Source organism: Cellulosimicrobium sp. RS, assembly GCF_046159675.1.
Taxonomy (GTDB): Bacteria; Actinomycetota; Actinomycetes; order Actinomycetales; family Cellulomonadaceae; genus Cellulosimicrobium; species Cellulosimicrobium funkei.
Genome location: NZ_JBJXVU010000003.1, coordinates 232,548 through 245,494, shown reverse-complemented (window position 1 = coordinate 245,494; position 12,947 = coordinate 232,548). Strand labels below are relative to the sequence as shown.

Annotated in this window: 9 protein-coding genes; 5 read left to right on the top strand and 4 right to left on the bottom strand. The window is 75.1% G+C overall.

Features of this window, described 5'->3' with window-relative positions:
* Positions 1-220: 220 nt before the first annotated feature.
* Genes ACI769_RS06695 through ACI769_RS06680 form a run of 4 tightly spaced genes read right to left on the bottom strand, consistent with a single transcriptional unit; the run spans position 221 to position 4,867 of the window.
* Positions 221-1,060 carry an SDR family NAD(P)-dependent oxidoreductase gene (locus ACI769_RS06695; protein WP_409141394.1) on the bottom strand — a complete coding sequence of 280 codons (840 nt, stop codon included), beginning with the start codon at positions 1,058-1,060 and terminating at the stop codon, positions 221-223.
* Positions 1,057-2,370, bottom strand: coding sequence for an enolase C-terminal domain-like protein (locus ACI769_RS06690; protein WP_409141393.1), 1,314 nt, complete (start codon positions 2,368-2,370; stop codon positions 1,057-1,059). The genes ACI769_RS06695 and ACI769_RS06690 overlap by 4 nt, the downstream gene beginning before the upstream one ends.
* Complete coding sequence (locus ACI769_RS06685; RefSeq protein WP_085388495.1) at positions 2,367-3,164, bottom strand: SDR family NAD(P)-dependent oxidoreductase; 798 nt, start codon at positions 3,162-3,164, stop codon at positions 2,367-2,369. Before ACI769_RS06685 ends, ACI769_RS06690 begins: the two co-directional genes overlap by 4 nt.
* Positions 3,161-4,867 carry a hypothetical protein gene (locus ACI769_RS06680; RefSeq protein WP_409141392.1) on the bottom strand — a complete coding sequence of 569 codons (1,707 nt, stop codon included), beginning with the start codon at positions 4,865-4,867 and terminating at the stop codon, positions 3,161-3,163. Before ACI769_RS06680 ends, ACI769_RS06685 begins: the two co-directional genes overlap by 4 nt.
* A 148-nt stretch (positions 4,868-5,015) precedes the next feature.
* Here ACI769_RS06680 and ACI769_RS06675 point away from each other — a divergent pair, with 148 nt between their 5' ends.
* From ACI769_RS06675 to ACI769_RS06655, 5 genes are all read left to right on the top strand, one after another.
* Positions 5,016-5,702, top strand: a complete 687-nt coding sequence (locus ACI769_RS06675; RefSeq protein WP_409141391.1) for a GntR family transcriptional regulator — start codon at positions 5,016-5,018, stop codon at positions 5,700-5,702.
* A 71-nt stretch (positions 5,703-5,773) separates the two neighbouring features.
* A complete protein-coding gene (locus ACI769_RS06670; RefSeq protein ID WP_409141390.1) occupies positions 5,774-6,376 on the top strand; it encodes a HEAT repeat domain-containing protein in 603 nt (200 codons plus the stop codon).
* A gap of 166 nt (positions 6,377-6,542) precedes the next feature.
* Positions 6,543-7,607 carry a GNAT family N-acetyltransferase gene (locus tag ACI769_RS06665; RefSeq protein ID WP_409141389.1) on the top strand — a complete coding sequence of 355 codons (1,065 nt, stop codon included), beginning with the start codon at positions 6,543-6,545 and terminating at the stop codon, positions 7,605-7,607.
* A 470-nt stretch (positions 7,608-8,077) separates the two neighbouring features.
* Positions 8,078-10,348, top strand: a complete 2,271-nt coding sequence (locus ACI769_RS06660; protein WP_409141388.1) for a peptidase C14 — start codon at positions 8,078-8,080, stop codon at positions 10,346-10,348.
* An 86-nt stretch (positions 10,349-10,434) separates the two neighbouring features.
* Positions 10,435-12,654 (top strand): peptidase C14, encoded by a 2,220-nt coding sequence (locus ACI769_RS06655; RefSeq protein ID WP_255437984.1) that lies wholly within the window; start codon positions 10,435-10,437, stop codon positions 12,652-12,654.
* The last annotated feature ends 293 nt before the right edge of the window (positions 12,655-12,947 follow it).

Genomic DNA, 12,947 nt, shown 5'->3' with positions numbered 1-12,947 from the left:
CGCCCTGGACAGGTGTCCAGATGTCCAGTTGACCGATCACCATTATATGAACGTTCGGCGGGCATAAGAAAAGCGTTCGGCGGGCCGTGGGCAGTCCGCTCGGTCGTCGCCGCGACGACGGGACGAGAAGCGAGAAATGGCCCCTGTCGCCGGCCTGCCAGGGGCCACGACTCACTTCTCGCGCCCAACGCTGCGGGCTCGTCGGGTTCGTGTGCCCGGGTCAGGCGAGGCCGTAGCGCGCGTCGAGGTCGGGGTCGTGGGGCGGGTTGCCGAACGACGCGGTCCAGGCGCCGTCGGCCGCGATCGACTGGCCGGACACGTAGCCGGCCTCGTCGGACAGCAGGAACGCGACGAGCGCGGCGATCTCGGCGGACTCGGCGATGCGGCCGAGCGGCGGGCCCTCGGCGAGGGCGCGCTCCTCGGCGGCCGGGTCGGCCGCGCGGGCGATCTGCGCGTCGAGGTGCGGGGTGCGCACCCCGCCCGGCGCGACGGTGTTGGCGCGGATGCCGTACCGCCCGTACGTCACGGCGACGGAGCGCGCGAGCGCGTCGATACCACCCTTGGTGAGCTCGTAGGCGGCGTGGTCGGCGAACGCCGCGCGGCCGTGGATCGAGCCGATGTTGACGATCGACCCGCCGCTCACCTGGTCGGTGAACGCCTCGACGGCGGCGGCGCAGCCCCACAGGTAGCCGAGACCGTTGATCTCGACGACGTCGCGCGCGTCCTGCTCGACCTGCGCCGCCCGCTCCGGGTCGGCGAGCGCGTGCAGCGGCGTGCGGACGGTGATGCCCGCGTTGTTCACCCATCCGGCGAGCGGCGCGAGGTCGCGCGCGGTCCGCGCGGCCTCGCGGTGGGCCTCGCGGTCGCGCGAGTCCCCCAGCACGACGGCGGCGCACACCCCCTCCTCGACCGTCCCCGAGCCCGGGGTGCGCTCCAGCCCGACGACGGTCCACCCGTCGGCGGTGAGGCGCCCGGCCACGGCGCGGCCGATGCCCTTGCCGCTGCCGGTGACGACGACGCTGCGCCGCTCGCTCGCGGGTCCGTCCGTGGGTCCGGTCACGGGGCTGCCTCCAGGTCGAAGCGGTCGGGGTCGAGCGTGAAGCCCAGGCCGGGCGCGTCGGGCGGGGTGGCGTGGCCGCCGTCGAGCACGGGACCGCCGCGCACGAGCAGCGGCGCGGGGTCGTAGGGGTTGCCCGCGGGCGAGCGGTCGAACGTCTCGACGCCGATGCCCGCCGCTCCGCCCAGGTGCACGCTCACCTCGGGGTACACGTGGCTGGACACGACCTTCCCCCGCGCCGCCCACGCGCGCACGAGCGGGTCGGCGGCCGTGATGCCACCGATCGCGACGACGTCGACGCGCGGCACGTCGAGCGCGCCCAGCGCGTCGAGCCGGGCGAAGGCCTCGGGGTCGGTGACCTCGTCGCCCACGGAGAGCGGCAGCCCGGACGCGTCGCGGACGCGCGCCGCGCCGACAGCGTCCTCGGGCAGCAGGGGGTCCTCGAGCCACGCGAGCGCGGGCGCGCCCTCCCCCGCCGCACCCGTGACTCCCCACGCGTCGAGGTCCGCGAGCGCCTCGTCGGCGTCGCGCCAGCCGAAGCCCACGTCGACGACGACGCCGCTACGCCCCGCGACGGTCGGGCGACCGGTGGCGTCGGGCAGCTCGGCGCGCAGGATCGCGAGCAGGTCGCGCATGAGGGCGCGGTCGGGCGAGCGCGAGATCTTCAGCAGCGGCCACCCGGCACGCGCGTGGGCGAGCACCTCGTCCGCGACGTCGCGCGCGGTGCGGCCCGGCGTCGGGTAGGCGGCGACAAGGATCGCGGGGCGTGGCACTGCGACGGCCGCCCCGGACGAGACGTCGCGGGGACTCCCGGCGACGGCAGGTGCCGGAACGTCCCCGTCGCCGCCGCCACCCAGCTCCGCGGACCCCGCGAGGTCCGGGCCGTCGTCGAGCAGGGACCACACCGGACGACCGGCGAGGCGGCCCGCGAGGTCCCACAGCGCGACGTCGACCAGGCCGACCGCGCGACGCACGAGGCCCACGCGGCCGACGATCGCGGACCCGCGCAGAGCCGCGTCCCACGCGGCGCCGACGCTCTGGCGCGCGGCGACGCCGTCGGACGCCACGACCTCGCGACCCACCACGTGCGGGGTGACGAGCCGGTCCACGAGCTCGGCCATGGGCGCCTCGCGCGTGAGCGCGTACGACTCCCCGGCGACGGTGCGGCCGTCGTCCGTCTCGGCGACGACGCGCACGCCGACGTACTCGCGGCGCTCGACCGTCATCGCGCCGAGGCGCAGCGGCTGCGGCAGCGGGACGACTGTCGTCGCGGTGCGGACGGCGACGACGCGCGCGGCGGTCCCCACGCTCACTCCGGCTTCTTGGCGAGCGGCACGCCGTAGTCGACGAGGAAACCGCCGTCGACGTAGACGGTCTGCCCGACCATGTACGCGGCCTGGTCGGAGACGAGCCAGCTCACCGCGTTGCCGATCTCCTCCGGCTGGGCGAGCCGGCGCGCGGGGATGCGCGCGAGGATCGTCTCCTCCGAGAGCGTGCCCTGGGCGACGCCCTGGCGGAACACGCCCGTGTCGATGTACCCGGGCGCGACGGCGTTGACCCGCACGCCGCGCGCGGCCCACTCGGCGCCCGCGGTCGCAGTGAGCCCGATGACGGCGGCCTTGGTCGTGGAGTACGGGGCCCGGCCGGCGGAGCCGCGGGCCGAGACGGACGAGATGTTGACGACGGCGCCCCGGCCCGCCGCGAGCATGTGGCGGCCCGCGGCCTGGAGGCACGCGAAGACGCCGTGCAGGTTGACGTCCACGACGGCCGACCACTCGTCCCACGTGAGGTCCTCGAGCGCGCGGTGGCGCTGGATGCCCGCGTTGTTGACGAGCGCGTCGATCCCGCCGAACGCCGCGGCGAGGTCGTCGAACGCGGCGCGCACGGCGGCGTGGTCGGTGACGTCGAGCGGGGCCCACACGAGCCCGGGCGCGTCGGGGACGGCGCCGAGGTCGAGCGCGGGGAGGTCGTGCTGCACGACGTCCGCGCACACGACCCGGAAGCCGTCGGTCGCGAGGCGCTCGGCGACGGCCCGGCCGATGCCGGCCGCTCCCCCGGTGACGACGGCGAGCGGGACGCGCGGGGCGTCGGGGGCGGGGGTGGTCACTGGTCCTCCTCGGGGACGGGACGGGTCGGGGACGCGGCGGACGTCGGTGCGGCAGGTGTCGGTGCGGCGGGTGCGGCGTCGCCGGGCGGCCAGGCGGCGGCGTCGGCGAGCACGTCGTCGACGACGGCGCACGCGTGCCGCTCCAGGCGTTCGAGCGAGCCCGGCGCGAGCGGCGACTGCCACGCCTGGTAGGCGCCGACGTCGTACGCCTCGCGGGTGGGCAGGTAGACGAAGCCGGGCCCGTTGGTGAGGTTCGCGACGACGACCGGCCGCGTCCCGGCATGGGCGCGCACCGTGCGCTGGAGGCGCGAGTACGCCTCGCCCGGGTGCGCGACGAGCAGCGCCTCGCCGACGCGCCACACCCACGTGGGGTGCTGGACGGTCGGGCCGGTGACGTAGCCGTCGCGCAGGTTCCGGGCGCGGCGCAGGCGCTCCTCGCGCGAGCGCGGGTCGATGGCGGCCCACTCGGCCTCGAGCTCGTCCCACGTCGGGAGGTCGCGCAGGTCGAGGGCGACGGGCTCCGCCACGGCGGCGAGGGTTCGCGCGTCGGGCCGGGCGTCGGCACCGGTGCCGGTGCCGGTGCCGGTGCCGGTGCCGGTGCCGGTGCCGGTGCCGGTGCCAGGGAGCGCGGCCGACGGCGCGGGCTCCCAGACCGCGAGCGGCGCGCCGGACTCGACGACGTGGGTCAGCTCCAGCTCCGTGCCCGGCGGCGGGAGCTCGGCGAGCGCCGCGAGCACCGCATGGCCGAGGGAGGTGCCGTGCCGGTCCGCGACGGCGATGTCGCCCGTGTACTGCTCGCGCGGCGCGAGCTCGCCCGACGCGCCCTGGAGGAACGCGACGGGGGCGCCCGTCTCGCGCTCGACGAGGTCGCGCATCGCGCCCACGTAGTCGGGCGAGACGAGCCGGTTCTGCCAGGCGAGCGTCGTCGGGTGGCACGCGTAGTTGACGATCGTCGCGAGGGTGACGTCCTCGCCTGCGGGCGCGGCGCCGTCGGGCCGCGTCTCCTCGGCGGGCGCCGGGCGTGCGGTGAGGCGCCCGACGACGACCGTGTCGTCCGCGGGGCCGGCGCCGGGCGAGCGCGGGGTGCCGGCGTCGGGGTTGAAGCCGACGAGCGCCCGGGGCGGCCTGCTCTCCGCAGCGGCTCCCGCGGTCGTGCCCGCGTCCCCGGCCGCGCAGCCGTCGAGCAGCGCCTCGCGGTTGGACGCGAGGCCGCAGCGGCCGGTCGTCCACTCGAGGGTCGCGGGCCGGAGCGACGCGACCGCCTCCACGGCGGCGTCGGCCGCGGCGCGCGCGAGGTCGTGCAGGTAGGTGACGCCGCGGTCGCCGCCCGCGAGGTCGGCGTCGCCCGAGCACAGGACCGGCCCGGCGTGCGTGTGGGAGAGGGAGACGAGCAGGCGCTCGACGGGCAGCCCGGTCGCGTCGAGGACGGTCGCGCGCAGGGTCGCCTCGTCGTCGACCCGGCGCCACCACGTGCCGTCGATCGTCACGAGGACGAAGGGCTCGGCGGCCCCGGGGTCGGGGCGCTCCTCCGCGAGCGCGACGGCGGTCAGCGTCATCGCGCGGTGGGCGCCCTCGGAGACGTCCCAGTCCGCCGGGCCCCAGTTGCGCGCCCGGATGCCGGGGGCGGGCGTGACGTCGCGGACGGCGACGCCGGCCAGGCCGACGAACGCGGGGACGGGGGCCCGCGTGTGCAGGGCGACCATCGCACCTCCTCTGGGCTCGGGAGTGCCGATGCTATAGCATGTAGTCCGGTCGGGACGCCCCCGGGACGGCACCGTGGCCGCTATCCTTCAGCGGCGCCCCACCCTCGACGATCCGAGCCCGCCGCCCCCACGACACCACGGAGAAACCATGGCGCTCAAGAGCGTGCCGGACCAGAACGTCGCCGACCGCGTCACGGTCGAGCTGCGCGAGGCGATCTTCAGCGGCGACCTCGCCCCGGGCGAGCGGCTCGTCGAGCGCAAGCTCGCCGAACGCCTCGGCACGAGCCACATCCCGGTGCGCGAGGCACTGACGCGACTGACCCAGGAAGGCCTCGTCGAGCGGCTCCCCCACCGCGGCGCACGCGTCGCCGCGCTCACGAGCCGCGACCTCGAGGAGATCTCCAGCCTGCGCACCCTGCTGGAGCAGTTCGCCGTCGTGCGGGTCCAGGACGCCTGGGACCCGGCGAAGGAGGCGAAGCTGCGCAAGACGGTCCAGCAGATGGTCCAGGCGGCGGAGAAGGGCAGCAACGCCCGCGTCTTCGAGCTCGACCGGCGCTTCCACGAGCAGCTCTGGGAGATGGCCGACCACCGCATGCTCATGACGCTCAACGCGCAGCTCCGCAGCCGCATCACCGGCTTCCTGCGCGCCGCGAACGCCGCGCTCGAGCCCGAGGCGCGCGTCGCGCACGCGCGCACCCACGACCTCATCGTCGACGCCATCGCGGGCGGCGACCCGGGCACGGCCCAGCGCGTCATGGCCGAGCACATCGGCGAGGCCGCCGCGCGCCTCGCGAGCCACACGGAGGACGAGGCGGAACCCGCCGTCGGGGCCTGACCGTTCGCCTCGCACGTCCAGGCCTGCCAATGCTCTGGCCGGGACGAGCCCGATCCGCATACGGTCGCGCGATGGACATCGTGCGTGCCGCCGAGACGTTCGCGTCCTGGGCGCAGACGCATCCGCAGGACTTTGGCGAGTGGGAGACGGACTACGAGGAGTGGCCCGCGACGTACGCCTGCGCCCGGGACCTCGTCGGCGAACGCCCTTTCACGCGATGGAGCGACGCGGAGAAGGCCTCCTTCCTCTACCTCCTCGCGCGCGACAACGAGGTCGAGGACCTGGCCGACCTGCTCTCCGAGCACCCGGCGACGCTGGCCGGCGTCGCCGAGCACGTCTGCGCTGCGCCGGGGTGCGCAGAGCCCGACGCACGGTGGCAGATCGCGGCGTATCTTCCCGCCATCGGGCCTGACGCGACCCCGCTGCTCCTGACGCTCTTCGCCGACGACGACGAGTACGTCCGGCGTCGCGCGCTGCTCTCCCTCGGCGAGCTCGGCGTACCGGCTGCGGAGAGGTGTGCCGTCGCCGCCTGGGAGTCCGGCCTCGAGTACCAGCGGATCGCTTCGCTGCACGTCCTGCACCAGATCGGATCACTCGAGCTCGAGACGTACGCGAAGCGCGCGGCGGGCGACCCTCGCTCGTTCGTCCGCCAGGCAGCCCGGCGGCTCGCCTGATCTCCGGCGAGACCACAGTCCTGGGTGGCGGCAGCGCCGCCACCCAGGAGGGTCGCACGCGCCCAGCCCGGCCCGCGCGGTCCGTCGCGTCGCACGCCGACGGTCGTCCCGCGACCCTACTTTTGCTATAGCATCCCGTCAACACCGGCCCGGACCCTGGACTGCCATGCACCTGCGCACCGCCACGCCCGACGACGTCCCCGCGCTCTACGCCCTGTGGGGCCGAGCGTTCGACGCGCCGCTCATGGTGCCGGTCTACGAGACGGACGACGGCCGGCTCGACCGCACGCACGTCGCCGTCGACCCGGACGACGGCCGCGTCGTGGGCTCGGTGTACTGGACCCCGCGCAAGCTCGGCGGGCCCGACGGCGGCATCCTCCGGGCGGGCGGGGTCGCGAACGTCGCGACCGCCCCCGAGGCGCGGGGCCGGGGCCTCGTCCGCGCGCTGCTCGCGCGCGCCGTCGAGCAGATGGAGCGGGACGGCGCGGACGTCGCGCTGCTGTTCACCGGCACCCCGGACGTCTACCGGTCGAGCGCCTTCGAGGCGTTCGACGTGCCGCTCCGGCGCGGCGCGCCGCGTCCGGTCGACGAGCCGGACCCCGGGCACGACGACCTCGACGACGACGGGCTCCCGACGGATGCCGCGCCGTCGGACCTCGTGGGCGACGCCCCCGTGCGGACCCGCACCGACCGCCTGCCCGGCGTCCCGTGGCCCGCGTGGTCGGTCGCGCTGCGGTGGGAGCAGCTCGCCGTGCTGCACGACGCGTTCGACACCGTGGCGGACGGGCCACGCCCCCTCGCGACCCGACGCACCGCCGAGCACTGGGAGCAGCGCATCCCGCTCTGGCACTCCGGCGCCGAGGTGTTCACCGCCCGGGCAGCCGACGGGGAGATCATCGGCTACCTCGTCCTCGAGCCCGAGCCGGACGTGCTGAAGGTCCGCGAGCTCGGCGTCGACCCGGCGTCGGACCGCGCGCACGACGTCGTCGACGCCCTCGCGCGCACCACGCTCCACCGCGCGCACCTGCACGGCTCCCCCACCGTCGAGGTGCGCCTCCCCGCGCACGCCCTGACCGACCGCTTCGCCGCCGCGGTGCTCGACGCGCCCGTCGTCGCGACCGACACGACGGGGATGCTCCGGCCCGTCCGCGCGGCGGCCGACGTCGTCGCGCACCTCCACGACGCCGCCGCGGCCGGAGTGGGCTTCCACTGGCCCGGCGACTACCTCTGACCGACTGGCCCACCCCTCGAGGTAGAGCCCCGGTCCGCCGAGGTAGAGCCCTGGTCACGCAACCAGTGCTCTACCTCACGCAACCAGGGTTCTACCTCGCGCGACCACGGCTCTACCTCACGCGACCACGGCTCTACCTCGCGCGACCACGGCTCTACCTCGGCGACGTCGGCACGTGCGCTCCCGTGGGAAGGCAGTTGCTATGGCACTTTTCGAGGCGCCACAGCAACCTGACCTGCGCAGATGCGCTCAGGCTTGCTCTTGACGATGCCATAGCATCCCGCTACTCTCCGAGTGTCCGGTTCACCGTCGCAACGACGCGCACGAACCCGCTGACCCCCGACCCAGCACCGGAACCGCACGACCCCCGCAGCACCGCTCCCCCGGAACATCCCGCAGCCCCGGGCCGCCGGAGCCACCGCGTCGCCCGCCCGCACGGCGTCCTCCCGACGTCACGAAGGGTGCCCCCGTTGTCCACTCCCCGATCCCAGACCCGCCCCGCGTCCGGCGACCCCGGCGCGACCGGCCGCACGACCACCGAGGCGGCGTCGTCGCCCTCGCGCCGCCACCTGCTGCGCGTCGCCGGCATGGCCTCGCTCGCCGCGGGCGCCGTCGCGCTCGGCACCGGCAGCGCCCATGCGACACCCCTCGTCGGAACGCTCGCCACGGGCAAGAACGACACGCCCGACGACGAGGTCCTCCTCGCCGCCACCGTCGCGCAGCTCACCGGCTGGAAGGCCAAGAAGCTCGACGACGGCGCCGTCGCCCAGGTCCTCGGCCACGCGACCCCGGGCGACGGCGCGGCCCGCCTCGTCCGCTACGACGCGAGGTCCACCGCGACCCCGAACGGCGGCACCGTCCTCGCCCCCGGCGACGCCGGTGCCGCCGGCCGCTGGCACACCCTCCACACCGGCACCGCGGACTTCCGCTGGTTCGGACTCCTCGGCCCCGAGAACCCCGCCGACGACGCCCTCGACGCCCTCGTGAACGACCCCAGCGTCACCCGCATCGAGGCGCACACCGACCTCAACTTCACCCGCCGCCACACCTACACCCGCTCGAACCTCGAGCTCGACTTCGGCGGGCGCACGGTCACGACGGAGGGCATCGAGCGCAACGCCCACGACAACCCGTTCGGCGCGGTCCTGTTCTTCCAGGGTCGCGTGACCGACGAGACGCAGCAGCGCACGCTCGCCGCGACGCTCCCCGACCTCACGGACGTCTTCGAGGTCGCGGACACGGGCGCGTTCGCCGTCGGGCAGTGGTGGGCGCTGCGCTCGGACGAGCGCCCGGGCGGCGGCGGGGACGAGCGCGAGCTCCAGCGCCTCGTCCAGGTCACGCAGGTGCTCGACGCGACGCACGTGCGCGTCGACTACAAGAACGGCTGGGAGCTGCCCGCCGGGCGCGTGCTCACCTGGACGCGCGTCGAGCCCGTCGAGCAGGTGCACGTGCGCGCGATGACGTTCCACGGCTCCGGGCCCTTCGACGGCCCGGCGAACGGCGAGCTGCCCGACGACCGCGAGATGACCGGCTCGCACCCCGTCGCGTTCGAGTACGCGGTGCGCTGCGACGTCTCGGACGTGCACGGCCACCGCACGTGGTGGCCGGTGATCATGCGGCGCTGGAACACCCACTTCGTCACGGAGCGGTGCTCGGTCGCCAACCCGCCGACGGTGTTCTACGGCGGCGCCGGCTACCTCACGCAGCAGATCTACTGCCTGTACGGGCGGGTCTCCGACTGCACGAGCCACAACGCGCGGCACCTCAACGACCTCACGGCGTCGGCGTACTGCCTCGTGGAGAACTGCCACGGCGACGGCGACGACCAGGGCGGCAACCCGTTCACGACCCACGGCCAGTACGAGCACGACCTCGTGTTCGTCGGCAACAGCGGGCTCATGGACATCGCCAACTCGGGCGGCCAGTGGGGCACGGCGGCCAAGCGCATCACGGTCAAGCACCACACGTGCTCGTGGTTCGTCGCGGGCACCAAGATCACGGACCTCACGCTCGAGGACGTGCACGTCGTCGCACGGTCGACGTTCGACCCGCAGGCCACGCTGACGATCAACGCCGACGGCGCACAGGTGCGCGGCTGCACGGCCGGCTTCTTCGCCGTCGGGCAGCGGTCGTCGCTGTCGCGGCGCCCGACGGTCGTCGAGGACTGCGCGTTCGCGCTGCCCGCGGGGTCGGTGCTGCACCAGACGCCGGTGACGAACCCCGTGCACTTCGTGCGCACCCGCCTCACCGGCGTGGACGGCACGATCCTGCGCGGTGCGGGCCCCGTGACGTTCACCGACTGCGAGCTCGTCGGCGGCACGGCCGACGCCCCGGCCGCGCCCGTCGACCTCGGCTCGGCGGACGTCACCGTCACGGGCGGGTCGTGGCAGGGCGTGGGCGTGCGGCTCAGCGGCGCGCGGGACCAGCGGCTCGTGCTCGACGGCGTCCGGGCCGCCGGCACGACGACGGCCGGAGCCCTCGTCTCGCGCGGTACCGGCGCGGGGGCCGTGGACGTCGCGCTCCGCGGCGCCGACCTGCGGGCCGCCGACGGCACCGCGCACGTCGCGCTGCGGGCGGGCGACCGCTACGCCGCGACCGGGTCGCGGTTCACGGGCGGCCGCCTCGACCTGCCCGACGGCGTGCGTGTCCTCCACGCCCGCAACGTCGAGACCGGCCTCGACCGCGCGGGGCTGCCGACCGCGGGCGACGGCGTGCTCGTCGACGCGAACCTCACCGTGTGACCCGCCCGGGCGACGCCCGGGCACCCTGTTCCCGCCTCCCCACCGACACCCGCGCCGTCGCGCCGGGCCGACGAAAGGACACCCCCATGACCCTCGAGACCACGACCGGGCCGACGACGGCCGCGCCGGGCGAGGCCGCCCAGCCGCCCTCGCGGCGCCACCTGCTGCGCGTCGCCGGCATCGCCTCCCTCGCCGCGGGCGCCGTCGCCCTCGGCAGCGGCAGCGCCCACGCGGCGCCCCTCGTCGGCGCGCCGCTCGCGGCGAAGAAGGACGACAAGCCCGACGCCGAGGTGCTCGTCGCCGCCACCGTCGCCGAGCTCACGGGCTGGAAGGCCAAGAAGCTCGACGACGGCACCGTCGCCCAGCTCCTCGGCCACGCGACCCCCGGCGACGGCGCCGCCCGGCTCCTGCGCTACGACGCGAGGTCCACCGCCGCCGCCAACGGTGGCACCGTCCTCGCCCCGACCGACGCAGGAGCCAAGGGCCGCTGGCACACCCTGCACACCGGCACCGGCGACTTCCGCTGGTTCGGCCTCTTCGGCCCCGACACCCCCGCCGACGACGCGCTCGACGCCCTCGTGAACGACCCGAGCGTCACCCGCATCGAGGCGCACACGGACCTCAACTTCACGCGGCGCCACACGTTCACGCGCTCGAACCTCGAGCTCGACTTCGGCAACCACCTCATGACGACCGAGGGCATCGAGGACGCCGGGCAGGACGACCCCTTCGCGGCCGTGCTGTTCTTCCGCGGGAAGGTCACGGACGACGTCCGGAAGAACACCCTCACGGCGACGATGCCGGAGCTGCGCGACGACTACGAGGTCGCGGACTCCTCGCAGTTCGAGGTGGGCCAGTGGTACGCGGTCGAGGTCAACGCGCTCGCCGGCCGGTGGGAGCGCGAGCTGCAGCGCCTCGTCCAGATCACGCAGATCGTCGACGCCACCCGCGTGCGCGTCAACTACAAGGCGGGCTGGTCGCTGGCGAAGGGCCGCACGCTCACGTGGACGCGCGTGGAGCCCGTCGAGCAGGTGCACGTGCGCAACCTCGCGTTCCGCGGCCGGCCCGACGGCGACCAGTACACCGGCTCGCACCCGATCGCCTACGAGTACGCGGTGCGCTGCGACGTGGAGAACGTGCACGGCGTCGCGACGTTCTGGCCGCTCGTCATGCGCCGCTGGAGCACGTTCTTCCGCACGGCGGGCTGCTCGCTGACCAACCCGGCGTCGGTCACGTGGGGCGGCGCGGGCTACCTGACGCAGCAGATCTACTGCAACTACGGGCACGTCGTGGACTGCCACACGACCAACGCCCGGCACCTCAACGACTGGACCGCGTCGTCGTACGGGCTCGTGGAGAACTGCCACGGCGACGGCGACGACCAGGGCCCGTTCGTCACGCACGGCCAGTACGAGCACGACCTCACGTACGTGGGGAACTCGGGGCTCATGACGTTCGCCAACTCGGGCGCGGCCTGGGGCGGCGCGGCCAAGCGCATCACCGTGACGCGGCACGTGTGCTCGTGGTTCGTCGCGCGCGTCAAGGTCACCGACCTCACGCTCGAGGACGTGCAGGTCATCCGCAAGGACGGCCTCGCGGGCTCGGGGATGCTGTGGGTCAACGCCGACGGCGTGCAGCTCCGCGGCTGCCAGGCCGACGACACCCTGATCATCTCCCAGGCCTCGGCGCTGTCGAAGCGGCCCAACGTCATCGAGGGGTCGCGCTTCGCGGTCCTGCCGGACACCGCGATCACCCAGGCGAATGTCACGAACCCGGTGCACCTCGTACGCACGACCCTGAACGGGCTGAAGAACGCGTCGTTCGCCGGGAAGGGTCCCGTCGTGCTGGACACGTGCACGCTCGAGGCCGCCGAGGGCGAGGGCACGGTGACGGTGAGCGGCGACCTCACGGTGCGCGGCGGCGTCCTCCGCAACGTCGCGGTCGTCGCGGCGGGCGCGGCCGAGCAGACCGTCCGGCTCGACGGCGGCGCCCGGCTCGAGGGAAAGCCCGCGGGCGGGAGCTTCCTGCGCCGGGCGAAGGCGGACAAGCCGGTCACCTGGGCGCTGGACGGCGTCCGGAGCACCGCGCCGTCGGGCGACACTGGGCACGTGAACCTCGACGCCGGTATCAACAGCTGGTCCGCCACGGGCTCGACCTTCGCGGGCGGGACCCTGGCGCTCGCACCGTCCGCCCTGGGCGGCGACTCGTCCGTCCTCCACAGCGGCAACGTCGAGCAGGGCGTCACCCGCACGGCGTTCCCCGACGACGGCGACCGCGTCGTCACGACGGGCAACCTCGTCGTCTGACCCGAGGGTCGGCAGCACCCGGCCTCTCCTCCGCGCTCCTCGTCGCCGGACGACGAGGAGCGCGGAGCAGGCCGGCGCTCCCTCGCGCGAGGTGAGACGACGAAGGGGCCGGGGGTGGTGAGTGCGGGTCGTGGCGGGCCTGGCGGGAGCGCCGCGAGGAACGAGCAGCGCGGATGGTAGACCCGCAGCCGCCTCCCCGACCCCGTGCCAGGCCGACCACCACGGGCGCACCAGGGCACCCCTCGACGACCGGCACGAAAGGTCACAACTCCGCATCGCGTCGTGCGCGAGTT